Origin of the sequence: Marinobacter bohaiensis, from assembly GCF_003258515.1 — a bacterium.
Classification (GTDB): domain Bacteria; phylum Pseudomonadota; class Gammaproteobacteria; order Pseudomonadales; family Oleiphilaceae; genus Marinobacter_A; species Marinobacter_A bohaiensis.
Genome location: NZ_QGEH01000001.1, coordinates 1,999,570 through 2,026,290 on the forward strand (window position 1 = coordinate 1,999,570; position 26,721 = coordinate 2,026,290).

General features: G+C 63.1%; 20 protein-coding genes. 14 read left to right on the forward strand and 6 right to left on the reverse strand.

Annotated features, from left to right (window positions below):
* Positions 1-36 precede the first annotated feature (36 nt).
* Together hrpA and DKK67_RS08920 are read left to right on the forward strand one after the other, a co-directional pair.
* Positions 37-3,876 (forward strand): ATP-dependent RNA helicase HrpA, encoded by a 3,840-nt coding sequence (gene hrpA, locus DKK67_RS08915; RefSeq protein WP_111496827.1) that lies wholly within the window; start codon positions 37-39, stop codon positions 3,874-3,876.
* Positions 3,877-4,021: 145 nt separating this feature from the next.
* Positions 4,022-5,143, forward strand: coding sequence for a beta-ketoacyl-ACP synthase III (locus tag DKK67_RS08920; RefSeq protein WP_111496012.1), 1,122 nt, complete (start codon positions 4,022-4,024; stop codon positions 5,141-5,143).
* A gap of 78 nt (positions 5,144-5,221) precedes the next feature.
* On the opposite strand, the gene DKK67_RS08925 is transcribed toward DKK67_RS08920, so the two are convergent.
* Entirely contained in the window at positions 5,222-5,635 is a 414-nt protein-coding gene (locus DKK67_RS08925; protein WP_111496013.1) for an acyl-CoA thioesterase, read from the reverse strand.
* Between the two features lie 118 nt (positions 5,636-5,753).
* Between DKK67_RS08925 and DKK67_RS08930 the strand changes: the two genes are divergently transcribed.
* The 4 genes from DKK67_RS08930 to dinG all read left to right on the forward strand — a co-directional run bounded on the left by DKK67_RS08930 (position 5,754) and on the right by dinG (position 11,397).
* Positions 5,754-6,518: an MlaA family lipoprotein gene (locus tag DKK67_RS08930; RefSeq protein ID WP_111496014.1), complete on the forward strand. Its 765-nt coding sequence runs from the start codon at positions 5,754-5,756 to the stop codon at positions 6,516-6,518.
* A 190-nt stretch (positions 6,519-6,708) separates the two neighbouring features.
* Positions 6,709-8,475, forward strand: coding sequence for an ExeA family protein (locus tag DKK67_RS08935; protein WP_111496015.1), 1,767 nt, complete (start codon positions 6,709-6,711; stop codon positions 8,473-8,475).
* Positions 8,476-8,479: 4 nt separating this feature from the next.
* Positions 8,480-9,259: a general secretion pathway protein GspB gene (locus tag DKK67_RS08940; protein WP_111496016.1), complete on the forward strand. Its 780-nt coding sequence runs from the start codon at positions 8,480-8,482 to the stop codon at positions 9,257-9,259.
* Positions 9,259-11,397, forward strand: coding sequence for an ATP-dependent DNA helicase DinG (gene dinG / locus DKK67_RS08945; protein ID WP_111496828.1), 2,139 nt, complete (start codon positions 9,259-9,261; stop codon positions 11,395-11,397). Before DKK67_RS08940 ends, dinG begins: the two co-directional genes overlap by 1 nt.
* Positions 11,398-11,667: 270 nt before the next feature.
* Here dinG and DKK67_RS08950 read toward each other — a convergent pair whose 3' ends face one another.
* A complete protein-coding gene (locus tag DKK67_RS08950) occupies positions 11,668-14,364 on the reverse strand; it encodes a LuxR C-terminal-related transcriptional regulator (protein WP_111496017.1) in 2,697 nt (898 codons plus the stop codon).
* A gap of 160 nt (positions 14,365-14,524) precedes the next feature.
* Positions 14,525-15,301, reverse strand: coding sequence for a sulfite exporter TauE/SafE family protein (locus tag DKK67_RS08955; protein WP_111496018.1), 777 nt, complete (start codon positions 15,299-15,301; stop codon positions 14,525-14,527).
* Positions 15,302-15,483: 182 nt separating this feature from the next.
* Between DKK67_RS08955 and cysB the strand changes: the two genes are divergently transcribed.
* Positions 15,484-16,458 (forward strand): HTH-type transcriptional regulator CysB, encoded by a 975-nt coding sequence (gene cysB, locus DKK67_RS08960; RefSeq protein ID WP_111496019.1) that lies wholly within the window; start codon positions 15,484-15,486, stop codon positions 16,456-16,458.
* A 65-nt stretch (positions 16,459-16,523) separates the two neighbouring features.
* Here cysB and DKK67_RS08965 read toward each other — a convergent pair whose 3' ends face one another.
* A complete protein-coding gene (locus tag DKK67_RS08965; RefSeq protein ID WP_265735505.1) occupies positions 16,524-17,252 on the reverse strand; it encodes a phosphoadenylyl-sulfate reductase in 729 nt (242 codons plus the stop codon).
* Positions 17,253-17,477: 225 nt separating this feature from the next.
* Here DKK67_RS08965 and thrH point away from each other — a divergent pair, with 225 nt between their 5' ends.
* Positions 17,478-18,086: a bifunctional phosphoserine phosphatase/homoserine phosphotransferase ThrH gene (gene thrH / locus DKK67_RS08970; protein ID WP_111496021.1), complete on the forward strand. Its 609-nt coding sequence runs from the start codon at positions 17,478-17,480 to the stop codon at positions 18,084-18,086.
* Positions 18,087-18,114: 28 nt separating this feature from the next.
* Here the strand turns inward: thrH and pabB are convergent, their stop codons facing one another.
* Positions 18,115-19,407 (reverse strand): aminodeoxychorismate synthase component I, encoded by a 1,293-nt coding sequence (gene pabB / locus DKK67_RS08975; protein ID WP_162628795.1) that lies wholly within the window; start codon positions 19,405-19,407, stop codon positions 18,115-18,117.
* A gap of 155 nt (positions 19,408-19,562) precedes the next feature.
* On the opposite strand from pabB, the gene DKK67_RS08980 reads away from it, so the two are divergent.
* Entirely contained in the window at positions 19,563-20,144 is a 582-nt protein-coding gene (locus DKK67_RS08980; protein WP_228160553.1) for a hypothetical protein, read from the forward strand.
* A 280-nt stretch (positions 20,145-20,424) separates the two neighbouring features.
* Positions 20,425-21,273 carry a DUF6160 family protein gene (locus DKK67_RS08985; RefSeq protein ID WP_111496023.1) on the forward strand — a complete coding sequence of 283 codons (849 nt, stop codon included), beginning with the start codon at positions 20,425-20,427 and terminating at the stop codon, positions 21,271-21,273.
* A gap of 159 nt (positions 21,274-21,432) precedes the next feature.
* Here the strand turns inward: DKK67_RS08985 and DKK67_RS08990 are convergent, their stop codons facing one another.
* Positions 21,433-22,050 (reverse strand): hypothetical protein, encoded by a 618-nt coding sequence (locus DKK67_RS08990; RefSeq protein WP_111496024.1) that lies wholly within the window; start codon positions 22,048-22,050, stop codon positions 21,433-21,435.
* A gap of 147 nt (positions 22,051-22,197) precedes the next feature.
* On the opposite strand from DKK67_RS08990, the gene DKK67_RS08995 reads away from it, so the two are divergent.
* From DKK67_RS08995 to DKK67_RS09010, 4 genes are all read left to right on the forward strand, one after another.
* Positions 22,198-23,172, forward strand: coding sequence for a DUF58 domain-containing protein (locus DKK67_RS08995; protein WP_111496025.1), 975 nt, complete (start codon positions 22,198-22,200; stop codon positions 23,170-23,172).
* On the forward strand, positions 23,169-25,178 hold the full coding sequence (locus DKK67_RS09000; protein ID WP_111496026.1) for a transglutaminase family protein: 2,010 nt from the start codon (positions 23,169-23,171) through the stop codon (positions 25,176-25,178). The genes DKK67_RS08995 and DKK67_RS09000 overlap by 4 nt, the downstream gene beginning before the upstream one ends.
* A gap of 21 nt (positions 25,179-25,199) precedes the next feature.
* A complete protein-coding gene (holB, locus tag DKK67_RS09005) occupies positions 25,200-26,219 on the forward strand; it encodes a DNA polymerase III subunit delta' (RefSeq protein ID WP_322873906.1) in 1,020 nt (339 codons plus the stop codon).
* Positions 26,220-26,365: 146 nt separating this feature from the next.
* Entirely contained in the window at positions 26,366-26,716 is a 351-nt protein-coding gene (locus DKK67_RS09010) for a PilZ domain-containing protein (RefSeq protein WP_111496027.1), read from the forward strand.
* Positions 26,717-26,721: the final 5 nt, after the last annotated feature.

A 26,721-nucleotide genomic window follows, 5' to 3' on the forward strand; every position in this document is an offset into this window, starting at 1 on the left:
CCCCGCGGCGCCGAGCTCGACGCCCGTTTCGCCGCCATGCCCCAACGCTACGTCGCCCGCATCCGCAAGACTCTGGCGCGGTGCAAGGGCAAGCCGGGAGCCAAGGAAATCGCGCGCATCGAGCGTTGGCTTGAGGAGGGCCCCGCCGAATTCGAGCGCCGGCAGAGCTTGCGTCCGTCAATCCGCTACCCGGAGGAACTGCCGGTTTCCGAACGGGTGGACGACATCCGCGCCGCGCTGGACGAGCACCAGGTGGTCATCATTGCCGGCGAAACCGGCTCCGGTAAAACCACCCAGATTCCCAAGATTTGCCTGGACGCCGGTCGTGGCACCCGGGGCTTGATCGGCCATACCCAACCTCGCCGCATCGCGGCGCGTAGCGTCTCGTTCCGCATTGCCGAAGAAATCGGGGAAAGTGTCGGTAACCGCATTGGCTACCAGGTGCGCTTCACGGACGTGACCAGCGAGAACTCCCTGGTCAAGGTCATGACGGATGGCATCCTGCTGTCCGAGATCCAGCACGACCGCTTTCTCGACGGCTACGACACCCTGATCATCGACGAGGCCCATGAGCGTAGCCTCAACATCGATTTCCTGCTGGGCTACCTGCGCAACCTGCTGCCCAAACGGCCGGACCTGAAGGTGATCATCACCTCCGCCACCATTGAGGTGGATCGCTTCAGCGCGTTCTTCAGCGATGCGCCCGTGATTGAAGTGTCCGGCCGCACCTACCCGGTGGAGGTGCGTTATCGTCCGCTGGTCAGCGGCGACGACGACAAGGACCAGGGCTGGTCGGACGGCGTTGTGGAAGCACTGGAAGAAATCGAGGCCCACGAGCGCGAACAGGGGCAGCGACCGGGTGACGTGCTGATCTTCCTGCCCGGGGAACGGGAAATTCGCGATATGAGCAAGGCCCTGCGCCATGCGGACTTGCGGCACACCGAAGTGCTGCCGCTGTATTCGCGGCTCAGCGCGGGGGAACAGAATCGTATTTTCCAGGGGCACGCCGGGCGACGGATTGTGCTGTCCACAAACGTGGCCGAGACGTCCCTGACGGTGCCGGGCATACGCTACGTCATCGACACCGGTGTGGCCCGTATCAGCCGCTACAGCGTGCGCTCCAAGATCCAGCGTCTGCCGGTGGAACCGGTGTCCCAGGCCAGCGCCAACCAGCGCAAGGGGCGCTGTGGCCGGGTGGCGCCGGGCATCTGCTTCCGGCTGTATGACGAAGCGGATTTCCTCAGCCGACCCGAGTACACCGATCCGGAGATCCTGCGCACCAACCTGGCGTCGGTCATCCTGCAGATGGCGGTGTCCGGACTGGGCGATATCCGCAGCTTCCCGTTCCTGGAGCCGCCGGATAATCGCCTGGTCAACGACGGCTACAAGCTGCTCGAAGAGCTGGGCGCGGTCGATGGCAAGCGCAAGCTGACCTCGCTGGGTCGCACCATGGCGCGACTACCGGTCGACCCCCGCCTGGCGCGGATGCTGGTGGCCGGCTCGGAACAGGGCAGTCTGGCGGAAGTGCTGGTGATCATTGCCGGCCTGAGTGTCCAGGACCCCCGCGAACGCCCGCAGGAAAAACAGCAGGCGGCGGACCAGGCGCACGCGCCGTTCAACGACAAGGAATCCGATTTTGTCACGCTGCTCAACCTCTGGAACTTCTACGAGGAACAGCGCCAGGAACTGTCCCAGAACCAGCTTCGCCGGCTGTGTCAGAAAACCTTCCTGTCCTACATGCGGATGCGCGAGTGGCGCGACATCCATCGCCAACTGACGTTGTTGTGCCGTGAGCAGAAGCTGACACTCAACCGCAAGACCGCCAGTTACGAGGCGTTGCACAAAGCGGTCCTGTCCGGTCTGCTGGGGCAGGTGGCCACCAAGTACGAGAAGCGCGAGTACCTGGCCACGCGCAATCGAAAGGTGACTCTGTTCCCGGGGTCGAAGGTCAGCAAGTCCGCTCCCAAGTGGGTTGTGGCTGCGGAAATTGTCGAGACCAGCCGCGTGTTTGCCCGCACCCTGGCTCGCATTGAGCCGGACTGGGTGGAACCGCTGGCCACGCATGTGGTCAAGCGCCATTACTTCGAGCCGCACTGGGAGCGCAAACGGGCCCAGGTAGTGGGCTTTGAGAAGGTGAGTCTCTACGGCCTGGACATTGTGCCGCGGCGGCGCATTGGCTACGACAAGGTGGACCCGGCCGAAGCCCGTCAGCTGTTCATCCGCCGCGCGCTGGTGGAAGGGGATTACAGTACCCGCGCGCCGTTCATCACCCGCAACCAGGCCATGCTGGAGACGGTCGAGGATCTGGAACGCCGCTCCCGCCGTCGCGATCTGCTGGTGGACGAGGAAACCCTGGTGGCCTTCTACGACGAACGCCTGCCGGATACGGTGGTCAGCGGCCAGCATTTCGAAACCTGGTGGAAGGGGCTGTCCGCCGGTGAGCTGAAAGCGCTGGAACTGACCGAAGCCGATATCCTGCAGCGGGCGCCGGATGCGGGGCTGACCGACGACTACCCCGACGAGATGGAGTGGGAGGGGGTGCGCTACCCGCTCAGCTACGAGTTCGAACCCACCCGCAACGACGACGGGGTGACCCTGCAGGTGCCGCTGATGGCGCTCAAGCAGGTCCCGTCTCATCGGGTCGACTGGTTGGTCCCGGGATTGCTGCGGGAGAAGTGCATCCATCTGGTCAAGGCGTTGCCCAAGGCCATCCGCCGTAACTTTGTGCCGGTGCCGGATTTTGTCGACGCGGCCCTGGCCAACATGGCGCCGTCCAACGAGCCGCTAACCGAGAAACTGGCGGATCAACTGCGCCGCATGACCGGTGTGCGCATCGATCCCGAAGCCTGGTCGGAAGCCGAGCTGCCGTCCCATCTGCGCATGAATATCCGCGTGGTGGACGAGAAGGGCAAGGCACTGGCGGAGGGGCGTGACGTGACCGGTATCCAGTCCCGGCTGGAACGTCAGGCCGAGGAGGCGCTGTCCTCGCTGCCTGAGACGGATGACCAGCCGGAGTCGGAGCCCTCCGAACTCTGGAGCTTCGGGAGCCTGCCGGTGTCTGTCGACACCGAGCGCAGCGGGATGCAGGTGCGGGTCTACCCGGCGCTGGAGGATCTGGGGCGCGAGGTCCGCCAGACCCGCTGCCTGGATCCGCTGACCGCCGAGCGTATGACCCGGCGTGGTGTGGCCCGGCTGATCATCAACCGCTTCGGCCGCACCCTGGAAGGCATCGAACGCAAACTGCCCGAGTTCAAACAGGCGGCGCTGTTGTTTGCACCGGTGGGCAAGGCGGAGATCCTGCGCGATGACCTGTTGCTGTCGAGCGCCATTGATCACTTCCTGACCTCGACGCTGCCGCGTGACGCCGAGGCCTTCGACGCCGTGTTCGAGGCCGGGCGAGGGGATTTCATTCCCTTCCTGGAGCAGCGTACCAAGCTGATGTACGGGATTCTCAAGCAGTACAACGGTCTGATGAAGCAGCTCAAGGGCAAGATTCCGCTGGCGCTGGCCAACAGTATGGCGGATGTGAAATTTCAGCTGGCGCAATTGGTGTTCCCGGGTTTTCTGGTGGAGACGCCGGGAGTGTGGCTGCAGGAGTATCCCCGCTATCTGGAAGCGGTGGATCGCCGGCTTGAGAAGATGGCCCGGGAAATGGGGCGCGAACGGACCTTCCTGCACGAGTTCGACGGCCTCTGGTCGCGCTACGCCAAACGTCTCGAAGCCCACGACAAGCAGGGTGTCAGCGACCCGGAGCTGGAGCTGTATCGCTGGATGCTGGAGGAGTACCGGGTATCGTTTTTTGCCCAGCAGTTGGGCACGGCCGTGACGGTTTCCATCCAGCGCCTGGAACGGCAGTGGGAGAAAGTCAGCACCTGATCGGAGTCAACATCGACGGCTGATGCCGGAGAACCGGGAAGGGTGCCGTTGCCCTGCGCTGTGTTAGTATTTGGTGCAGACAACGATGCCGTGCCCGGTTGCCACCGGGCCGTGAAAAAGAACGAAACGAATTGTGGGGTTACACGTGATCAAAGCCGTCATTAGCGGAACCGGACTCTATACGCCGCCAGCGACCATCGACAACGCCGAGCTGGTCGACGCCTTCAACGCCTATGTGGAGCTGTTCAACCGGGAGCACGCTGATGAGATCGAGCGTGGCGAGTGTGAGGCTCTGCAGCCGTCGTCGCCGGAGTTCATTGAGAAGGCGTCCGGTATCAAGCGGCGCCATGTCATCGACCGGGAAGGCATCCTGGACCCGAACCGCCTGTGCCCCTCGATTCCCGACCGCAGCAACGACGAGCCCAGCGTCCAGTGCGAAATGGGCCTGGCGGCCGCTCGCGAGGCGCTGCAGCAGGCCGGCCGCGAAGCCTCCGACGTGGACGCGGTGATCGTCGCCTGTTCAAACATGCAGCGGCCGTACCCGGCCATTTCCATCGAACTGCAGGCGGCCCTGGGCATCGACGGCTTTGCCTACGACGTCAACGTCGCCTGCAGCTCCGCCACCTTCGGTTTGCAGGCCGCTGCCAACGCCGTTGAAACCGGCAGTGCCAATGCGGTGCTGGTGGTCAGTCCGGAGATCTGTTCCGGGCACCTCAACTTCCGCGACCGGGACAGCCATTTCATCTTCGGCGATGCCTGCACCGCGATCCTGGTGGAACGGTCCGATCGTGTGGCCGAAGGGCAGGGCTTTGACGTCCTCGGCACCCGTCTCAAGACACAGTTTTCCAATAATATCCGCAACAACTTTGGTTTTCTGAACCGGGCGGACGAGTCCGGAGTGGGGCAGCCGGACAAGCTGTTTATCCAGCAGGGCCGCAAGGTGTTCAAGGAGGTTTCCCCGCTGGTGGCGGAAACCATCCAGGCGCATCTGGCCGACCAGCAACTGGCGCCGGAGAACCTGACGCGGATGTGGCTGCATCAGGCCAATCTCAACATGAATCAGTTGATTGCCAAACGGGTTCTGGGCCGGGACGCGACCATCGAGGAGGCGCCGGTGATCCTGGACGAATACGCCAACACGAGTTCCGCTGGCTCCATCATCGCCTTCCATCTGCACCACGATGGACTGTCCAGCGGCGACCTGGGCGTGATCTGTTCGTTTGGCGCCGGTTATTCGATCGGCAGCGTGATCGTTCGCAAACGCTGAGCTGGACGTCAGGTAAGAAACCCGCCGATGGCGGGTTTCTTACGTTTGGCGTGAGGTGCGCCATAAAGGTTGCCGGCGTCAGGCGGATGACGCGGCGTAGCTGCGAAGCTTATCGGGCAGTGGCGCTGAGCGTCGCGTCGAATGGTCGAACCAGACGATCTTGGCGTAGCCTTCCGAGTACCGCTCCCCGGATTCGCTGTCGACCAGTTCGTACCAGGTTTCCAGGCTGGTGTTACCTGCCTTGCCGGCGTAGGTTTTGACGGTCACCGCCGCCGGGTAGGTGAGTTCCCGGAGAAAGGTGGCGCTGGTCTTGATGATGACCGGGCCGGTGCCGTCCGGCAGGTCGCGCATGCCGATCGAGCCCAGCCAGGTGATACGGGCTTCTTCAAAAAAGCGGAAATAGACCGTATTGTTGGCGTGCCCGTAGGCATCCATATCGCCCCAGCGCAGGGAGAGGTCCAGGCTATGGACCAGGTTTCCAGGTTCTGACATCGAGTCTGTCCTCAGTCGGAGCTTGTGCGTTCAATCGTGAGAAATGCGGATGACCGCTCTCGTTCAGGCGGGTTATTTTCAGCGAAACTTTTTACATGTCAAAACATCAGGAAGCTAAATGAAGATCCCGAAGCTGTTCACCCGCTCACGGAAGGCGCGCCAGGCCGCTGTGCTCCTGGCCCTGTTGGGTGCCGGTCCGCTGGCGGCGCAGGAAGGTTCCGCCAGTGCCGACGAGAGGGATCCCTGGGAAGGCTGGAACCGTGGCGTTTACGCATTCAATGAGTTCGTCGATGACTGGTTCCTGCGTCCGGTGGCCGAAGGCTATCGCTTCATAACGCCGGATTTTGTCGATGCCGGCGTCACCAACTTCTTCACCAACCTGGGTGAGCTGAACAACTTCGTCAACAGCGTACTGCAGCTGAAGGGGGAGTCCGCAGTGGTGGCGCTGGGGCGTTTCACCTACAACACCACCTTCGGGCTGGGTGGCCTGATTGACGTGGGGACGGCCTTCGGTCTGCCCGAGCGTCCGGAAGATCTGGGACAGACCCTGGGCTACTGGGGCGTGAACAGCGGGCCGTATATGGTGCTGCCGTTCCTGGGGCCGTCGAGCGCCCGCGACTTTGGCGGCCTCGCCGGCGACCTGACGGTCATGCCCAGCACCTGGGACTACATCGAGTCACCGGAGAACTACTACCTGCGCGGTGTTCAGGTGGTCGATGTGCGCGCCGACCTGATTCCGGCGGAAGGCTTTATTTCCGGTGACAGCTACACCTTTATCCGGAACGCCTACCTGCAGCGGCGTGAATTCCTGATCAATGATGGCAAGGTCGAGTCCGATCCCTTCGCCAATGATGATGAAGATCTGATGCTCGATGATTTCTAGGCCGCACTGAAACGCTCTTGTCGGAGTCGGTCGCCGCTCCGTTGCAAGGGTGCCAGGCGCGAGGGCGGACCAGGTTTCCGTTGGCCCGGATGGTGGGTGCCCGTTGGTCCGGATGGTGGGTGACAGTGATCAGACCCTGGCGGTATTATACGGGCTTGCCGGCAATATCCTGTGACCTGACTGGACTTCCATGTACTACGACTTTTTCGGCTTTCGGGAACCGCCGTTTTCGATTGCGCCCGATCCGCGCTATCTCTATCTCAGCGAGCGGCACAAGGAAGCGCTGGCCCATCTGATGTATGGGGTTCAGGGGCAGGGTGGTTTTATCGTCATCACCGGTGAAGTCGGTACGGGCAAGACCACGGTCTGCCGCTGCTTTATCGAGAACGTGCCCGAGCACGTCGACATCGCGCTGATCCTCAATCCCCGGCTCTCTGCCCGTGAACTGCTGTCCAGCATCTGCGACGAGCTGGGTATTCCGCACGCGTCGGCCTGCAGCATCAAGCGCCTCAATGATCTGATCAACCATCACCTGCTGGAGGCCCATGCCAACGGTCGCCACCAGGTGTTGATTATCGACGAGGCCCAGAATCTCTCCGCCGACGTGTTGGAGCAACTGCGCCTGCTGACCAACCTGGAGACCGCCGAAAAGAAGCTGCTGCAGATCGTGCTGCTGGGCCAGCCGGAACTGCAGGAAATGCTCGATACCCGGGAGCTGCGCCAGCTCTCGCAGCGAATCACCGCCCGCTATCACCTCGATGGTATTGGCCGTGAGGAATTGCCCGCCTACCTGCGTTATCGCCTCAGCGTAGCCGGACAGCGCAGCGAGTTCTTTACCTTGCCGCGAATGAATCAGCTGTACCGGCTCAGCGGCGGTATTCCACGGGTGATCAACCTGATCTGCGACCGGGCGTTGCTGGGGGCCTATTCCGAGGGAACCCACCACGTGGGGCGTGACCACATCGCACAGGCGGCGCGTGAGGTGTTGGGCAAGCAGCGCGGTGGCAGAACCCGGCGGCGGGTAAAGCTGGGTTATGCGGCCTTTGCCGCCATGGTCCTGATGCTGGCGATCTTTCTCGGCTGGCACCTGGTCGACCCGCTGAGCCCCGGGGCGGAACCGGTCGCCAAAAGCGGCGAGGTTCAGCGCGAGGCCGAAAATGAGCCGGAAACGCCGCCGGCCCCGGAAATCAGCCAGACCGAGCCCGGTCCGGAACCTGATGAAGCAACCACGGATATCGAACCGACCGCGGAGTCAGGCGACCAGCCCTTTGCTGCGGCGAATGAGACGGCGGTTCAGGATGACACTGTGCCTGCCAACTGGCTGTCGCTGATGGAAAACGGGGGCGCCGATCAGACTACGGCCTATCGTGAACTTTTCTCCCGTTGGGGGTTTGACTACAAATCGGCGTCCTATCCCTATGCCTGCGATTTTGCCGAAACCGTCGGCCTGCGCTGCCTGCACCGCCAGGGTAACTGGCGCAGCATCCGTCAGTTGAATCGGCCGGTTGTGTTGCGGCTGTTCGACGACAAGGGGCGCGCCCGTTTCGCCACCCTGATATCGCTGGATGGCGGGCAGGCCAGCCTGGTCATAGGTGAGGAGACGCTGCGTATGTCGTCGGAACGGGTCGACCGTTACTGGCTGGGTGATTACTCCCTGGTCTGGCGGTTGCCGCCCTACGAATCGCCTCTGGTGCCGGCTCAGGAGGCGGTCAGCCCCGAAGCCTGGTTGAGCTCAAAGCTGATGGAACTGATCAGTACCCTGGAAAGCAATGTGTCGCGCCAGGATGAGTTGATGGCCGCCAGCCTGCACGACCAGATCGTCTGGTACCAGTCGCTCAAGGGGCTGATCCCGGACGGCATCGCCGGCGCCAAGACCCTGATCCAGATGAACTCCGACCTGTATCCGTCCATCCCGCGCCTGTCGCCGGCGCGACGACAGACCGCCGAGGTGAAGTGACGCTATGTCCTATATCCTCGACGCGTTGCGCAAATCGGAGAGCGACCGACAGCAGGGGCGGGTGCCCGACCTGGCCCAGTCGGTGCAGATGATCCACAAACCCAGACGCCGCCGCATTCCGGTGGGCGTGTGGGTGGCCCTGGCCCTGCTGGTCAACGCAGCCGTACTGGCGGCGGTTTTCTGGCCGGGCAGCGGGCGCCATGCCGACCAGCCGGCGGCATCGACACCGGTGACCCAGCCCACACCGGCCGAGGTAGCGTCTGAGTCGCCACCCACGCCGTCTCCGGAAAGGACGGCGTCCGATAAGCCGGCTGAACCCGCGCCCGCGCCGGAACCGGTGGCGGAGACCGTTGCGCCGGCCGATCCCCAGCCGGGACCGGCAACGAACTACGCCGAAGACGTCTACCCCGAAGCCGATGAGGCGGTTCCGGCAACCCGCCGGGCGACGCTTATCGTGCCGAACCGGGCGGCGGTTTCCGAATCCGAAGGGGACGCCTTTGAGCAGGCCCCGACCTTTGATTTTGCCGACGGTCCGCCCGTCGAACACCTGGTGGAGAAACCCTTGTCATTCCAGCGCAAGATTCCTGACCTGCGCTTCAGCAGTCATATCTATGCTTCCGATCCGGCCGCTCGTCGGGTCATGATCAACGACAATTACCTGCGCCCCGGGGATTCCTTTTCCGGCATCCGGGTGGAGGCGATCACCTCCGACGGCGTGGTGCTCAGTGCTTACGGTGAGACCTTCCGCGTCGGCGTGGTCCGTGATTGGGTCAGTCCGCGCTGATGGCTTTATCCGACGACGTTAAACAGCGCATCCAGCAAGGTTACCGCGATCTTCTCGAAGGCAAGTCCATCAAGGCCCGTTACGGCCAGCGGCTGATGATCGCCGAAATTGCCCGTTACCTGGGGAGCATTACCGAGAACGATGGCGAACGTACCTCGCCGGCTTCTTCCTGCGTGGTGGAAGCGGGTACCGGTACCGGCAAGACCCTGGCTTACCTGCTGGCGGCCATCCCCATGGCCAAGGCCCTCGACAAGAAACTGGTGATTTCCACGGCCACCGTGGCGTTGCAGGACCAGATCGTGCAAAAGGATCTGCCGGACCTGCGCAAGCACACCAGCATTGATTTCAGCTGGAGCCTGGCCAAGGGCCGCGGTCGCTACCTGTGCATGTCGCGGCTGGAAGGTCGCCTGCACGATGAAGGCGTCAAGGACAGCGACACCATGCCGCTGTTCCTGCTGGAGCGGGAACCGGCGGACGAGCCCGGCAGCCGGGAGTTCTTCGAGGACATGCTCGGGCGCTACGCCTCCCGTGAGTGGGATGGTGACCGGGACCACTGGCCGCAGCAGATCGACGACGACCTCTGGCGCCAGGTCACCACCGATCATCGCCAGTGCACCAACCGCCACTGCAGCTACTTCGATTCCTGCGCCTTCTTCGAGGCCCGTAAGGGGATCGACGACGCCGATGTGATTGTTGCCAACCACGACCTGGTACTGGCGGACCTGGCCCTCGGGGGAGGCGCCATTCTGCCCAAACCGGAGGATGCGGTGTTCATCTTCGATGAGGCCCATCACCTGCCGGACAAGGCGCTCAATCACTTCGCCGCGTCCGTCGGACTGAACAGCACCCGCAGCTGGCTGAAGCAGCTGTCCCAGGTCATCGTGAAAATGAAGCCGCACCTGGGCGCCAACACACTCGCCTCCAAGACGTTGGACCGGATCAGTGAAGCCTCGCGGGATTACGATAACGTGCTGACCCAGGTTTATGATCTGGCCGAGAAAACCATCGACTGGACCTTCGAGGACGAGCGCAACGTGGCCCAGTGGCGCTATCCCGATGGCGAGCTGCCCGAGGATATGGCCAAGGCTGCGGTTGAGGGAGGGGCGGCGTGTGCGCTGTTGACCCGCCAGTTGGGTGTGCTGGTCGACGAGATGCAAAAGGCGTTCGACGACAAACGCGAGCACGACGTGGATCGTCAGACCGCCGAGGCCTGGTTCCCGGTGGCCGGCTCCCTGCACAGCCGCGCGGAGGATCAGCACCGGCTGTGGTCGGCCTGGCAGGCCGAGCGCCAGGAGAAGGGGCCGCCGCCGGCGCGCTGGGCCATTCGCCAGCGGTTCGAGCATTCCGAGGACATCACCTTTTACTCCAGCCCGGTGCTGGCCGACCATCTGCTCTACGGGCGCCTCTGGTCCCGTGCCCACGGTGTGATCCTGACCAGCGCGACGCTCACCGCCCTGGGCAAGTTTGACCGTCTGCGTAGCCGTGCCGGCCTGCCGGAAGCGAGCCAGTACCTGGTGGTGCCCAGTGCGTTCCGTTACGCCGACATGGCCACCGTTGAAGTACCTTCGATGAGCGCGCTGCCCACCGACGCGGATGCCTTCACCGGCGCCCTGGTGGAGCGCCTGCCCGAGCTCTGGCGGGACGGCTCTGCCACCCTGGTGCTGTTCACCTCCCGCCGTCAGATGAATGCCGTGCGGGACAAATTGTCACCGGAGTGGCCGGAACTGATCACCACCCAGGACGACATGGCCAAGGGCGAAGTGCTGCGCCACCACCGCGAGCGGATCGATGCCGGCAAGCCCAGTGTGCTGTTTGGTGTGGCCAGCTTCGCCGAAGGGATCGATCTTCCCGGCGATTACCTGCAGCACGTGGTGATCACCCGTCTGCCGTTCTCGGTACCCGATGACCCCATCGATGCCAGCCTGGCGGAGTGGGTTACCGCCCGCGGCGGCAATCCGTTCATGGAAATCACGGTGCCTGACGCCTCGATTCGCCTGGTCCAGGCGGCCGGCCGGTTATTGCGGACCGAAGCGGACAAGGGGCGCATCACCATTCTCGATCGGCGCATCGTCACCCGGCGTTACGGCCAGCTTCTGCTCGATGCATTGCCTCCGTTCCGCCGTGTTATTTCGCCCTGAAGGTGTAATTGGCCGCGGGAGCGATAAAGCGGCACAAAAAAAGGCGTTCATCCGATGTGGAGAACGCCTTCCGAAAACAGGGTCAGATGCCCCGGGGTTAAAGCAACACGAAACATGGAATCCAAAGGCCTGAAGTTTCAGATTCCGTCGTGAGGTTGCCCTCACCGACAGGGCCATTCTATGGCGGGCATGGCGTAGAGGGATCGTCCAAAGGGCGTAGTGCTGCGGATTAATGGGCGAAAACTGTGACGATGCTCACAGGATCGCAGGTTATTGCAGCAGCGCCAGTTGGCGTGCCCGGGCCAGGGCTTCGGTGCGGCTTTTCACCTGCAGCTTGCTGTAGAGATTGCGGATGTGTGCTTTCACGGTGGCATTGGCCACCTGCATCCGCTGTGCTATGTCCTTGTTGGCCAGCCCTTCGTTGATCAATCCGAGCACTTCGATCTCCCGTGAACTGAGCGGCTCCACCAGCCCGGGTTGCGGCGCCGAGCGTATGGACGGCTCTGACGCGGGCGCATCGCTCGCGTCCAGCAACGCCTGAAGCCCTGACAGGAAATTTCCTGGCATCGTGTCGGGATCCAGGGCGCGGATCATGCGACGGATGCGGGCGCTTTCTTCCACGAATAGCCGGTACAGGCCCTGGCGCGCAGCGCGGCGCAGGGCTTCGGCCAGCATCGCGCTGGCCTCCGCCATCTTGTCTTCGGCCGCCAGGGCGTCGGCATAGATCGTCAGCACCTCAATCAGGTGCTTGTGGTGCTGCCCCTGCTCGGTGGACAGGCGCAGGGGCGCGAGCAGGGGCAGGGCCTCCGCCGGGCGGCCGAGCGCGATCAGTACCCGGGCGGCGGTCATGTTGTCCTGCTCGGCATTGAGCGGGTTGCGGTAACGCCCCGCATCACGACGTTCGAGCCAGCGCTGGGCAGCGTCCAGTTCGCTCAGGCCGAGTTGCGCGCGGGCGGTCATGGCTTCGAGGTTGGGTGGTTCGAAAAGGATGCGATCGCCGCGCTGGGCCAGCATGTTCCGGGCGTCATCGAGGGCGGTGAGGGCGCCGGCAAAGTCGCCCCGGGTAAACGCCAGCCGGGCGCGGGCATACTGGATGATGATGTGCTGACCCGGTTCGGTGCCGGTCTCCAGGTGCGACAACAGCGGTTTGAGGTAGCCCTCGGCATGTTCCAGCTCGCCGCGTTCGCGATGGATCTCGATCAGTGCGCAGTTCTGCCAGCAGGAGATCAGCGTCGGCTGGCGGGGATCGGTGTAGTGCTGGTCGATCCAGCGGCGGACCGCGCGACAGCTTTCCAGCGCCAGGTCGATGTGGCCGCGATGGAAACGGATCCAGGCCAGCAGGCCGCCGCTGGAGAGGACCGTCGAAGCCTTGCGCTCTAGCTGACCATACGACACCGCCGACGCCAGCGCGTCTTCGGCCGCCGGTAGATCGCCGCGGCCGAAACAGTCCAGCCCGATGCCGTAATAGGTGACGGATTTCAGGGGAATCTGGGTATGGTCGATGTCTCGCAGGACCTGGCGGGTCAGATCGGCGGCGCTGTCGTGGTCGGCGCGTGTACGGGCCAGGTGGCCGCGGATCAGCGCAATCTCGCTGTGCAGGCCCAGGGCGCCTTCGGCATCGGGGTGGGCGTCGGCGACGCGCCGGTCGAGCCGGTTTTCCAGTTGCTCCAGGCGCGGCTCGATGGCATCGAGCCGGTTGGCGAAGAAATGCCCCCAGATCTGCAGCATTGACAGCCGCGGGTTCGCCTCGACGGCCCCGCTGGGCAGCTTGTCCAGCCATTCCAGCACCGGCAGGTGGAAGCCTCCGTGGATCAGGTGGTTGCCGTGCTCCGCCAGGACCCGTTCCAGCCAGGGCCAGTCGCGGCGCTGTACCAGTTGGGCGATGGCTTCCTGGATGTCGTCGTTGTCGAGCAGCCAGTCGATCGCCCGTGCCTGGAGGGGCTCGATTCGCTCGGGGGCGGTCTGCTGCAGGCGGGTGAACAGCGCCTCACGAAACAGGTCGTGGTAGCGGAACCACTGGTCGCGGCTGTCCAGCGGCACCAGGAACAGGTTGCTGCGGCTCAGTCGTTCCAGCAGCGATTGACTGTCCGTTGCCTGGCGTACGTGGTTACAGAGCGAGGCGTTCAGGCGCAGGCAGCAGGCGGTGTCCAGCAGGAAGTCGCGTACTTCCGCCGGCTGCTGGTTGAGGATCTCGCCAATGATGTATTCGTTCAGCTCACGGCTGGACGACGGGGGGCGGCCGATGGTTTCCCTCGGGGCCTGCGACGCTGTGCCTGCGGCGATGGCGCTGAGCTGCATGGCGGCCACCCAGCCTTCGGCGTTCTGCCAGATCCGGCGGCTCTCGGCGGGGTCGAGTTCCAGGGCCATGAACTCGCTCAGGAAGCGTCGCGCTTCATCCTCCGAGAAGGCGAGTAACTGAGGCTCGATGGTGTCGGCCCACTGGCGCACGCGCCAGCGCGCTACGGGCAGTTCAGGCTCGGAACGGGACACGATGACCAGGTCCATGCCCGGCGGCAGGTAGTCGATGAAATAGGTGAGCTGACGATGGATGACCGGCGACTGAATCTGGTGGTAGTCGTCGAGAACCAGGCTGACGCCCTCACGGGTATGGGCAACGAGGTGATTGATGAGGCCGGAGATGGCCCCCTCGAAGTCGTGGGTATCGGCCTGGCTGAACAATGACTGGCAGTCATCAAGGTCAGCCAGTCCGGCATGGCTCAGGGCCCCGGCCATATACTGCCAGAAGCGCCTGGGCTCATCGTCGTTGGCATCCAGGGAGAGCCAGCCCACCGCGCCGGTTTGTTGGGTGCACCACTGGTTCGCCAGCGTCGTCTTGCCGTAGCCGGCGGGCCCGATAATCAGGTTGAGCCGTTTGCCCGCGCGGCTCTGCAAGGTGCGCAGCAGCCGTTCCCGGGGGACGGCGTTACGGTCGCTTGCAGGGCGCAGGAATTTCGTGGTCAGCAGCATCTGGGTCGCGGGTCCGGTCCGTTCGGAATGGCTCGGGGATGGCCTGTCGATCCCCGGACTGCCTATCCGATTGTCGGTGTTACCGCTGGGAAGTCAAGGCGTTGCAATGGAGCCTGGACCGGAACGCCGAGCGGGAGCGAGGCGCGCCCGGTTATCCGGATCAGAAGAAGGTGTACTTCAGGCCGATGGCCAACAGGATGGTGGCCAGGGTGGATTGCAGCACCCGGTTCGGCAGCTTGCGGGCCAGCCGTGTGCCGAGTTGGATCGCCGGAATCGAGCCGATCAGCAGGGCGCCAAGCAGTTGCCAGTCGATGTTGCCCAGGTGCCAGTGGCCCATGCCGGCGATGAATGTCAGCGGCACGGCATAGGCCAGGTCGGTGCCGACGATACGCACGCCCGTAAGGTGCGGGTACAGCAGCATCAGAATGGCGGTGCCGAAGGCACCGGCGCCCACCGACGACAGGGTGACGGCCGCACCCAGGAAAACACCGGCGATGACCGTCAGTCCGTTGCGGTGGCGCACCAGGAAAGAGGCGTCACTATCGTCGCCACGGTGTCGCAGGATCCAGGGGCGGAAGATCAGGACCACCGATGTGAGGATCAGCATGGTGCCCAGGGTGGAGACCAGCAGGTTGCGGTATTCGTCCGGGTCGGTGAAGAAGAACGACAGCAGCACGATCGCGCCCAGCGACGCCGGCACGCAGCCCAGCAGCAGGCGGCGCACGATGGGCCATTCGATGGTTTTCTGACGATGATGGGCGAACACGCCGGTGCCCTTGGTGATCGCGGCGTAGATCAGGTCAGTGCCGATGGCGACGTGCGGCGGAAAGCCGAACATCAGCAGCAGCGGCGTCATCAGCGAGCCACCACCGACGCCGGTCAGGCCGACGGCGAGGCCGACGCCAGCACCGGCGAGAATATAGAAGACGATATCCATAAATTATGATCTACACTGAAAACCGTGGACCTTCGCAGACCGGAAGCAACAACGAAGACAAGAGCGTCCAGAACCAATTGTTCCTACAGGGTTTCCAACTGTAGACCTTTGGATCTATTCTTAAAAAGAATTTCTACTTATATTTTTATTCGAATAAGAAAGACGATGGAGCGAAAGGGTCAATGAAATTACAGCAGCTGCGCTACATCTGGGAGGTGGCGCATCACGATTTGAATGTGTCCGCGACAGCGCAGAGCCTGTTCACCTCGCAACCCGGTATTTCCAAGCAGATCCGACTGCTGGAAGACGAGCTGGGCGTCGAAGTGTTCGCCCGCAGTGGCAAACACCTCACCCGGATTACCCCCGGCGGGGAAACCATTATCCGCGAGGCCGGCGAGATCCTGCGACGGGTGGAGGGCATCAAGAAGATCGCCCAGGAATTCAGCAATCAGCGCAAGGGCGACCTGAGCATCGCCACCACCCACACCCAGGCGCGTTATGCCTTGCCACCCATTATCAGCGGGTTTATCGAGGCGTATCCTGAAGTGTCTCTGCATATGCACCAGGGCACGCCCATGCAGATCTCGGAAATGGCGGCCAACGGTGCGGTGGATTTCGCCATCGCCACGGAGGCGCTGGAGCTGTTCAACGATCTGATCATGATGCCGTGCTACCGCTGGAACCGCAGTATCATCGTGCCCCGGGATCATCCGCTGACCCGCTGCCAGCCGCTGACGCTGGAAGCGGTTGCGGAGTACCCGCTGGTGACCTACGTGTTCGGCTTCACCGGCCGCTCGCGGCTGGACGAGGCCTTCCAGGGCAAGGGCCTGACACCCAAGGTGGTGTTCACGGCGGCGGATGCGGACGTTATCAAGACTTATGTGCGCCTGGGCTTGGGTGTGGGGATCATCGCCAGCATGGCCTACGACGAGCGCACCGACAGCGACCTGGTGGCGCTGGACGCCCGGGACCTGTTCGCGCCCAGCGTGACCAAGATCGGTTTCCGCAAGGGCACCTTCCTGCGGGGCTACATGTACGAGTTCATCCAGCGATTTGCGCCGCACCTGACCCCCGAACGGGTCGATGCCGCCACGCACCAGTCAAGTCGCGCCGATATCGAGGCGCTGTTCCAGGACATCGAGCTGCCGACACACTGACGGCAAACCCAAAAAAGAAACGGGACCCTCGGGTCCCGTTTGTGTTTATGCCTTCGGCGCCCGGATTATTTGGCGCTGGCGATCAGGTTGCCGGCGTGCAGGCCGCACTCCTTGTGGGTGGCTTCCTCCCACCACCAGCGGCCCTCGCGCTCGTGCTGGCCCGGCAGGACCGGGCGGGTGCAGGGTTGGCAACCAATGCTGATAAAGCCTTTCTCATGCAGTTCGTTGTAGGGCGCCTCCGTCATGCGGATGTAGTCCCACACGTCCTTGGACGACCAGTTGGCCAGCGGATTGAACTTGATCAGCTGTTTTTCCGGCGTGGAGAAGGCATCGTCCACCTGCACGACGGGCACATCGTTGCGGGTGCCGGGACTCTGGTCCTTGCGCTGGCCGGTAATCCAGGCGTCCACGGTGGCGAGCTTGCGCCGCAGCGGATTGACCTTGCGGATGCCGCAGCATTCCTTGTGGCCATCCTCGTAGAAGCTGAACAGGCCTTTCTTCGAAACCAGCTCCTGGACTTCGGCGGCGTCCGGGAACAGGATCTCGATATCGATGTTGTAGTGCTTGCGCACCTTCTCGATGAAGGCGTAGGTTTCGGCGTGCAAACGACCGGTATCGAGGGTGAAAACCTTGAGGTTATCGGTCAGTTTGTGGGCCAGCTCGATCAGGACGACATCCTCCGCGCCGCTGAAGGATACTGCGATGGAATCGTAGCTACCCAGCGCGTGCTTGAGGATGGAACGCGGTGATTGGTCGTTCAGTCTCTCATTCAGTTCTTTTATGGATTCCATCATGTTCATCGTTTCTGAAATGGTGAACAGAAAATACCACCCGGGACCCTCAATCAAAAGTAACCAGCTTTCATAAGGTTATATCTTCGGTGCAATCAGCATCACTTTTTCATATGATAGGGCGCGCCGGTACCGCGGCGGAAGGCTGTTGTTTATGCCCCGGGCGAAGCACCGGTGATTCGAAACCATGATTCATGGCCCCCGGGCCGCCAACGTTAGGAGTGTCTTGTGGAACTTGCCTGCCTTGATCTCGAAGGGGTGCTTATTCCCGAAATCTGGATCGCCTTTGCCGAGAAAACCGGAATTGAAGAACTGAAGGCGACCACACGGGACATTCCCGACTACGACGTGCTGATGCAGCAGCGCCTGCGCCTGCTGGACGAGCACGGCTACGGCCTGCCGGAGATCCAGGCGGTGATCGATACGCTGGAGCCGCTGGAGGGCGCGCGCGAGTTCATCGACTGGCTGCGAGAGCGATTCCAGGTGGTAATCCTGTCTGACACCTTCTATGAATTCGCCATGCCGCTGATGGCCAAACTGGGGCACCCGACACTGTTGTGCCACAAGCTGGAAGTTAACGAAGACGGCCGTATCACCGATTACCTGCTGCGCCAGAAAGATCCCAAGCGCCAGTCCGTGCGGGCCTTCCAGTTGCTGAACTACCGGGTTATCGCGGCCGGCGACTCCTACAATGACACCACCATGCTCAAGCAGGCGGAGGCGGGCATCCTGTTCCACGCTCCGCAGAACGTGATCGACGAGTTTCCGCAGTTCCCGGCGGTGCACAACTACGACGACCTGCGCACCAAGTTCCTGGAGCTGAGCGAACGCCACTGAACAGCGATCGCCACTGAGAAAACAGGCGTTATAACGAGTCCAGCGTCTTCATCAGGCGCTGGACCTTGGTCACCGACTCCGCGTATTCGGCGCCCGGGTCGGAATCGGCCACGATGCCGCCACCTCCCCAACAGCGAATGCGCCCCCCGGCATCGGTCATCAGTGTACGGATGGCGATATTCGACTCCAGCACGCCCCCCGCCGACAGGGCAAAAACGCTGCCGCAGTATGGACCCCGCTCATGGGGCTCGAGTTCATCGATGATCTCCATGGCGCGACGCTTGGGCGCCCCGGTGATCGAGCCGCCCGGAAACGCCGACAGCAGGGCGTCGATCCTCAGGACATCGTCCTTCAGCTCCCCGGTCACGGTGCTCACCAGTTGATGCACGTTGCGGTAGCTCTCCACGTCGAACAGCTGCGGCACGCGCACGGAATAGGGACGGCAGAAGTGGGACAGGTCGTTGCGGATCAGGTCGACGATCATCAGGTTTTCCGCCCGGTCCTTGAGGCTGTTGACCAGCTCCTCGCGCAGACGGGTATCTTCTGCGGGATCATCGCCCCGCGCCCGGGTGCCCTTGATCGGTTTGCTTTCCACCCGCGCGCCGTCGATGCGCAGATAGCGTTCCGGCGAGATACTCAGCACCTGCCAGGGACCGGCATCGACATAGCCGGCATGGGGGACCGGAATGGCCTCGCGCAGCGACTCGAAAGCGGCGAAGGGCGCGCCCTCGTATCGCCCTTCGAACTGCTGGGACAGGTTCACCTGGTAACAGTCGCCCGCCTGGATGTAGTCCAGGATGCGGCGGACGCTGGCCATGACCGCCGGGCGGGTCTGGACAGGCTGGAAAGTCGATGTCATCCGGAAGGCGTGGCTGCCGGGCGCCTGTGGGGGCGGGCCATTGACGATGGCGTTCAGGCGCTCGGTGGTTTCCGCCGAGCAGCAGGGCAGTCTTCTCAGCAGCGCCGGTTCGCCGTCCTGCGCCGGCAGTTCCAGGGCCCAGGTGAACAGGCCGACCCAGCCGGCATCACCCGTCGATGCACCGTGGCGCGTGGCCTGAAAGCCGGGCACGGTGTGGCGGCCGGCTTCGTAATGGAGGCAGCCGATCAGACCGCCGGAGAAAACCTCACCAGTGTCGTCGCGTGAAGGATCCAGGTTGGCCGTAAGGTCGCGCTCGGCTTGGCGCAAGGCCTGGCATACCGCTTCCCAGTCTTCCGTGGCCCGTGGCAGGAACCATTGACTTTCCGGCCAGGCGGACAGGAACGCGGAGCCATCGGGGCGGGGGAGGAAGCAGAAGCCGGGTTGGGTGGAAAGATGAGTCACCCAAAGTGCCGCGTGTTTGGCAGAAATGGAAAATGCTTTTGGGGAAGATGACACGCTGAACCTGTAAAGCTTGAGTTTGCGGGGCGTCGCGAAGCGCATGATACCGCAAACGTCGTTGCAGGGTGACACTCATAACAACAACTCAGGAGTTCATCATGGCAAGGTTTCACGATCGCTGTACCGGTTTTCGCGGGTTTTTTCTGATCACCTGGATGCTGGCTTCCGGCTGGGTGGCCGCCGCTGCCGAGCCGTCGACGTTTACCGACCAGGACGTCAAGGCCTTTGCCCAGGAGCAGTTCGCCGAGATGTACCACAGGGCCATGGGCGATGCCGGGGAGCGCCTCTCGGCCGGTGAGCCGGTCAAGGCTTTCGCGGTGGTGGCGGATCGCAAGAGCGCCTACCGCACCATCCGCATATCCGGAATCGAAAAAATGCCACCCAACGTAGCGGTGGAGGTGATGCGCCGCAGCCTGCGGGTGCTGGTCAAGAAAGGCAGCATTGGTGCCACCTGCCTGGTGTACGTGGCGGAGAACCCGAACGCCGAAGGGGAGGCTGACCATGTGTTGGTGGCCGAGATGGAGCATATCTTCGGACCCACGCTGGCCCAGGTCACACCTTACACGCTGGAGTCGGGCAAGGCGCGTTTCGGTGAGCCCCTGATCGTCGAATCAGCGCCATCGATTTTCAATATCGAACTCAAGGCCAGGGACGAGGTTTCCTTCGTCGAAGGCGACTAACGTTTACCTCCTCGTTGCGTTCGTCGGCCTGTCTGCGACCTTCCCATCGCCTTCCGCGGCAGCTTTTATCACACCGGAAGAGTTACTCGAAGATAGCCACTCGAAAGGGTGCCGTAGGTCGCAGATTCCATCTCATCTAAGTGTTCGACAATATGATTATCGATCGGTGTGAAGGTGGTCACGGAATGACCAGGAGCGGGCCTCTAATCTGGGACCGTGCGGAAACAAAAGACAACAATCCGCATTGGAACAACAACAATTTTCCGTTAAGGAGAAACATATGAAAGGCCTGAAGAAACTCGCACTGGCAACCGCCGTTGCCGCCGCGCCGTTCGCCGCCCAGGCGGAGCTGAAAGCCCTGGACGACGGCGCCATGGGCAACGTCACCGGTCAGGCCGGTGTGACCATCGAGCTGGAAACCAAGGTCGATGTGGGCGCCTTCACCTACACGGATGAAGGGACCTTCGCGGTCAACGGCGTACACATCGGTGGCGGTGCCATCACCACCGACGCCAACGGCAACGTCAATGGCGTCGACGGTCTCCTTGATGACCTGAAGATCGACATCGACGTGGAAGCCGACGGCGACGCCTTTATTCATGTGGGCAGCGTCAGCGGCGATCCGATCGACTTCGCCATCGGCATCGAGTCAGCGTCACTGAACGCGGCGGCCTCCGACGCGGACCAGAACAGCACGCTGCTGGCCTCCAACATTGGCATCACCGGTCTGCTGGCACAGCTCGACCTGCGCGTCGACACGGCCACCGACACGCTGATTACCGACGTGGCGTTCAACATCACCGACATGGATATGGATGTTGACTTCCTGGGTGTGGGCATCCGTGACCTGACGGTCACTGGCGCCAACACCTTCGGTGCGACCTACGCTGACTCTCCGGGCACATCGACCAGTCCGCTGGCCGGCACCTTCGCGGTGGCCCAGATGACTGTCGGCAAGGCCACCGGCGTGGCTGGAGCGGCCAGTGGCGAGGCGCTGGAAATCGGCATTCCCGAGTTTGTGGCCGATATCAGCATCGGCGAGACCCTGATCGGTGGCACCAACATCGGGACCATCGCGATGGACAACCTGGCGGTCACCCAGACCAACATGAAGGTTTACGGTCACTGATCCGACCTTCGGTCTGAAACCGAAAACGCCCCGCATCGCGGGGCGTTTTTCGTGGGGCTATCAAACGTTGATTCAATCCATAAGGGAAGGGGATACAGCCTGGATGCTGGCGGAATGGCGCGAATGCGGGAAGAAAGGCATAAATGCGGGCACAAAAGGTTATTGCGGATCGGGCACCGCGATCGAGAGATCGAACCCTCCGCCCGGTCGTGGCGTCAGCTGAACGGGGCCTTCGTCGATGGCGTAGGGCACCTGGATCTGGTCGATACCCGGCGGATTACCAATGGAGAAATTAACGTTCTCGCCGTCGAAACCGATGCTTAACTGGTCGTTCAGGAAGGTCTGGTTGAACGGCTCGTCGGGAATCTCCACCTGCCGACCGTAGATCACCGGCGGGATGACGGGTGTGAAATGGGCCACCGGCTGGGTACGTTCGGCTTCCTCGATCGGCAACAGCAGGAACTGTCGCAACGCTTCAGACTCGGCCTGACGCAGGTTGTCCGACTGCCGGTCGTACTGCCCACGGCGCAGGATATAGGCGTAGGCCTGTTCCTCGGACTCCTCGATGACCGGCTCGCCCGGTGAAATGGTCAGCGAGCGGATAATCCGCTGCCGTTCCGCTTCGGCTTTCTGGCGGGCCCGGGGCACCACGATGATGGCGGAGTCCTCGATGTAGGTATCGACCATCTCCTGCGACGTCATGGACTCGACACCGGCCCAGGCTGGAGCGGTCATGACGGCGGCCATTGCGGCTGCCAGGCGTTGTTGTGGGGTCATCGTGTGCTCCTGTGAGGGAGAAAGAGCGTGTCCTCTGGTAAAGTATTTGAAGTCGCGAACGGGTTTTCAAGCGCGTTGTGCTGAAAATGTGACCAGCTCGTATCGATCGGGCCCTTATTTGAGACGTAAAGATTTGAGACGCAAAGGATGATCATCGGCAGATTCAGGCAACGCTGGCGGCGCTGGATCGACCGCCGCATTCCCCGCTCTGACGATCAGCAGTTCACCCAGAAGAACATCTTTATCCTGCCTTCGGGTGCCGGGGTGGTGTTCGGTATCCTGCTGGTGGTGATGCTGCTGACCGGTATCAACTATCAAAACAGCCTGATCTACCTGCTGACGTTCATTCTCGGCGCGCTGTTTGTCGCCGCCATGCATCAGACCCACAGCAACCTGTCCGGACTGCATCTCGCCCTGGTTGAGGCGGGGGAAGGATTTCCCGGCGAGCCTATCGCGTTTCGCTTGCGCGCGACGGCAAAGCAGGCGGCGTTCGCCATTCGCCTGGCACCGGAACAGCACGACGCGCACACCATCCATGTGGATGCCGGCGCCATCAGCGAGGTCGAACTGGCGACCACCGGTCTGCGCCGCGGACCGGTGCAAATGGCCGATATCCGGGTGGATACCCGTTTCCCCTTCGGTCTGCTGACGGCCTGGTCCTGGATGCGGCCGCAGGGGCAGGGGGTGGTCTATCCCAAGCCGGTCATGCCCCCTTACGAGCCCGGCGGTGATGCCGGCGGTGAGACATCCCGCCGCGATAACCAGACGACAGACATGGTCGACGCCAACATCCGCCCCTGGCGACAGGGCGATCTGAGCCAGCGGGTCCTCTGGAAGCGCTACGCTCGCACGGGTGAAATGGTCATTGCCGAGTGGGAGGGGGAGCACCGGGACCCGCAATGGCTGGACTACGACCAGTTTCCGGGCGCCGACCGCGAGCTGCGACTCAGCTACCTGGCGGCACTGGTGGAGTCCCGTTCCCATGATCGCCAGCCCTTTGGGCTGGTGCTTCCGGGACAGACCATTGAGCCGGACAGCGGACCGCTGCACCGCCAACGTTGCCTGCGCACGTTGGGGCGATTCGGATTCGACACCGCGCCGGAGGGGGCGAGCGCCGCATGAACGAGACCGCCACAACGACACTGCCGGCGCGCGCGCTGATCTGGCTGCTGGGCGCCTTCGTGGTCCTGCTGGCACCCCAGTGGGACCGGCTGCCGATCTGGCTGACGGCCGCCTGCCTGGTGCTGGCCGGTTGGCGCTGGCTGGCCCAGCAGGGGCGTGTGGCGCTGCCGGGGAAACTCTGGGGGACGGTGGTCATGCTGGGGTTGATCGGCGTCTACGTGGCGACGGTGCAGGGGCGCTTTACGGTCGAAACCGCCGCCTCGTTCTTCGTGCTTGCCGTCGGGCTGAAGTGGCTGGAAACGCGCACCGCGCGGGACTATTACGTGCTGTTCTTCATCCTGTGCTACCTGGCGGCGGTCAATTTCCTGTTCCAGCAGGGCATTCTGTGGACCCTGCTCAATCTCGCCGGCATCCTCATCCTGCTGGTTGGTCTGCAGGTGCTGAACGCGCCGGAGGCTCCCAATGCACCGGTAGCCGGATGGAAGCGCCTGGGCGGTTTGCTGCTTAAAACCCTGCCAGTGGTCGTGATCCTGTTCATCTTCTTTCCCCGGATGTCGCCCCTTTGGAGCGTGCCGCTGGTTTCGAATCAGGCGCGCACCGGCATTTCCGACACCATGGAGCCGGGTTCCATATCGGACCTGGCCCAGAGCAGCGAGCGGGCTTTCCGGGTGACGTTTGCCGATGGCCTGCCGCCGCACCGGGAGCGTTACTGGCGCGGCCTGATCCTGGACCACTTCGTCGACGGGCGCTGGGAGCCCTGGCAGGTGCAGCCGCGTCGGCGGGCGGGGCGGGTCCTGTCCGATGGCGGTGTCGGACCGCTTCAGTCCGGTCAGTACGATGTGCTGATGGAGCCCACCTACCAGCGCTGGGCCTTTGCATTGGACGACTCCCGGGCGGTGTCGACCAACATCGAGCCCACGGCTGACGGCCTGTTCCGGTTCCGTCGTCCGGCGGACACCAGTATCCGCTATCGTCTGGCCCTGGATCCCGAAGATGGTGGCGAGCTGATCCAGGCCCTCTCGCGTCGCGACGAGCAGCGTTACCTGCACCTGCCGGCCGCCGGCAATCCGAGGGCCCGCGAGCTGGCTGCGCAATTGCGAGCCGACTACGCGGACGACAGCGCGCTGATCCAGGCGATTCTCCAGCGTTTCCGGAATCAGGCTTATTTCTACACCCTGCGACCGCCGGAAATGCCGGACGATAGCGTCGATAGCCTGCTGTTTGCTGCCAAGCGAGGATTCTGCGCCCATTACGCCAGCGCCACGGCCTTCCTGTTGCGGTCAGCCGGCATTCCGGCGCGGATCGTCGTGGGATACCAGGGCGGCAGTCCGGGTGCGGACGGTGACTATCTGATCGTCCGCCAGTACGACGCCCACGCCTGGGTCGAGGCCTGGACGCCGTCGCGGGGCTGGTTTCGGGTCGATCCCACGGCCGCCATATCTCCCCAGCGCATAGAATCCGGGCTGCGGGAGGCGGTCGCCGAGGAAGGTTCGTTCCTGGAAAACGAGTGGACCAGCCCGCAACGCTACGGTGATATTGCGCTGGTGCAGTGGGTGTCATTGCGCCTGGATTTGCTCAACTACGAGTGGCAGCGCTGGGTGGTGGGCTACCAGGGCCAGACCCAGATGAACCTGATGTCGCGTCTGCCCGGCAACCTGTCGTTGAAAGACCTGGGCTACCTGACGGCGGGCCTGGTGGGAACGATTGTGCTGGCGGCGGCACTGTGGAGTCTCTGGCGCCAGCGCCGGCCCGGAGTTTATCGGCCGGAAGCTCGCCTGATGGCGCAATGGCTGCGGCAACTGCGCCGACACGGCGTCGAGGCGGATCGGTCATCGACCCCCATGGCGCTGGCGCAGGCCGCGGCGGCCAGGCATCCGGATGGCGCCCGACAGCACCTGGCTTTTGCCCGCGCCCTCAACAATCACTATTATGGCCCGGCGCCGCTGACCAGGGCGGATCGGCGCCGGCTGCGGAACCTGCTTCGGCAGCTGCGTCGCAGGACTTGAACAGGCCATCCCGGAGGTAACGTGATCACGGATATCGACAGTCTGCCGTGGCTGAGTGACAGTTGGCACCGGTTGGTGCAGCGGTGGCAGGAAGGGCGCCTGCCTCACGCCATCCTGCTGGAGGGTCGCAACGGCATTGGCAAGGACGTTTTCGCCCAGGAGCTGGCTCGGCGCCTGGTCTGCGAAGGCAGTGGTGAAGCCGCCAAGCCCTGTGGCCACTGCAAACAGTGCGAGCTGGTGGCGGCGGGCTCGCATCCGGATATCCGCACCTACCGGCCCGAGGACTCCAAGGTGATCAAGGTGGATCAGGTGCGCGCGTTGGGCGATTTCGCCGTGGCGTCGCCCCAGGTGGCGCGCAACAAGGTGATCATTCTCGACAGCGCTGACCAGTTGAACATCAACTCCGCCAATGCGCTGCTCAAGACCCTGGAAGAGCCCAATCCCGATGTGACCCTGATCCTGCTACAGCAGGCTGGAAAACCGCTGCTACCGACCATTCGCTCGCGCTGCCAGTCGACGTTGCTCGGTGGCCCGTCGATGGATGACGCCGCCGAGTGGTTGGTGCGCTCAGTCGCCGGGGATGAGGCCGTGGAAGCCGACGAGCGAGCCATGGAGCGGGCGCTGCAACTTTCCGGCGGAGCACCGCTGCTGGCGCGCCGCTACCTGGATGAGGGCTATGTGGCCGCGGTGGACCAGTGCCTGGCCGATTTTCGCCAGTTTCTCAAGCTCAAATTGGCTCCCGAAGACGCGGCCAAGCCGTTTGTAAAACTGGGTCTGGAAAACAGCCTGGACCTGATGGCCGGGTGGGCGGCCGATCTGGCGCGGATCAGCGTGGGCGGCGCGGCGACGGATGCGGCGATGGCGGACGTACTGGGCTTCCTGGCGCAACAGAATCCACCCCACCGGGCGCACGATATCCTGGCGCAACTGACCGAGAGCCGTGCCGGGCTGAGTTACAACCTCAACCCGGAACTGGAGATCGAGCGGCTGTTGCTGCAGTGGCTCGCGCTGATGCCCCGGAAACGTCGACGCGCCGGCTGACGCCTTATTTATTTCCTGAAGGCTTCGTCACAGGCTGTCAGGCTGCTAACATTGCTGTAGATTCAAGGATTGGCATCCGTGGTCGGGAACCTGTCCGGCGCAGGGCGCTTTACGGCCGCGGGTGAAAAATAACGAAAGGGTGATTTATGGGTCCAGGTTTTGGCGCGCGCAGCGGCATTCTGACATTGACGATCAAGGACAAGGCTGTGCTGTATGCCGCCTACATGCCCTATATCAAGGACGGCGGGTTATTCATTCCCACCCAGAAACAATACCAGCTGGGCGATGAAGTCTTCCTGCTGCTCAACCTGATGGACGAACCCGAGAAAATTCCCGTCGCCGGCAAGGTGGTCTGGATTACGCCCAAGGGGGCGCAGGGCAACCGCGCCGCGGGCATCGGCGTGCAGTTCAATGGCGACGACGAGAGCGCCAAGAACAAGATCGAGGCCTATCTGGCGGGTGCGCTGGGCTCTGATCGTCCGACCCACACCATGTAACGGCC

What these genes read in the sequence shown, in the direction of transcription:
- hrpA (WP_111496827.1), top strand. Translation starts at nt 37, where the DNA reads ATGCCCCAACGCTACGTCGCCCGCATCCGCAAGACTCTGGCGCGGTGC.
- DKK67_RS08925 (WP_111496013.1), bottom strand. Translation starts at nt 5,635, where the DNA reads ATGTCAGAACCTGGAAACCTGGTCCATAGCCTGGACCTCTCCCTGCGC.
- DKK67_RS08930 (WP_111496014.1), top strand. Translation starts at nt 5,754, where the DNA reads ATGAAGATCCCGAAGCTGTTCACCCGCTCACGGAAGGCGCGCCAGGCC.
- DKK67_RS08935 (WP_111496015.1), top strand. Translation starts at nt 6,709, where the DNA reads ATGTACTACGACTTTTTCGGCTTTCGGGAACCGCCGTTTTCGATTGCG.
- DKK67_RS08940 (WP_111496016.1), top strand. Translation starts at nt 8,480, where the DNA reads ATGTCCTATATCCTCGACGCGTTGCGCAAATCGGAGAGCGACCGACAG.
- dinG (WP_111496828.1), top strand. Translation starts at nt 9,259, where the DNA reads ATGGCTTTATCCGACGACGTTAAACAGCGCATCCAGCAAGGTTACCGC.
- DKK67_RS08950 (WP_111496017.1), bottom strand. Translation starts at nt 14,364, where the DNA reads ATGCTGCTGACCACGAAATTCCTGCGCCCTGCAAGCGACCGTAACGCC.
- DKK67_RS08955 (WP_111496018.1), bottom strand. Translation starts at nt 15,301, where the DNA reads ATGGATATCGTCTTCTATATTCTCGCCGGTGCTGGCGTCGGCCTCGCC.
- cysB (WP_111496019.1), top strand. Translation starts at nt 15,484, where the DNA reads ATGAAATTACAGCAGCTGCGCTACATCTGGGAGGTGGCGCATCACGAT.
- DKK67_RS08965 (WP_265735505.1), bottom strand. Translation starts at nt 17,252, where the DNA reads ATGATGGAATCCATAAAAGAACTGAATGAGAGACTGAACGACCAATCA.
- DKK67_RS08980 (WP_228160553.1), top strand. Translation starts at nt 19,563, where the DNA reads ATGGCAAGGTTTCACGATCGCTGTACCGGTTTTCGCGGGTTTTTTCTG.
- DKK67_RS08985 (WP_111496023.1), top strand. Translation starts at nt 20,425, where the DNA reads ATGAAAGGCCTGAAGAAACTCGCACTGGCAACCGCCGTTGCCGCCGCG.
- DKK67_RS08990 (WP_111496024.1), bottom strand. Translation starts at nt 22,050, where the DNA reads ATGACCCCACAACAACGCCTGGCAGCCGCAATGGCCGCCGTCATGACC.
- DKK67_RS08995 (WP_111496025.1), top strand. Translation starts at nt 22,198, where the DNA reads ATGATCATCGGCAGATTCAGGCAACGCTGGCGGCGCTGGATCGACCGC.
- DKK67_RS09000 (WP_111496026.1), top strand. Translation starts at nt 23,169, where the DNA reads ATGAACGAGACCGCCACAACGACACTGCCGGCGCGCGCGCTGATCTGG.
- DKK67_RS09010 (WP_111496027.1), top strand. Translation starts at nt 26,366, where the DNA reads ATGGGTCCAGGTTTTGGCGCGCGCAGCGGCATTCTGACATTGACGATC.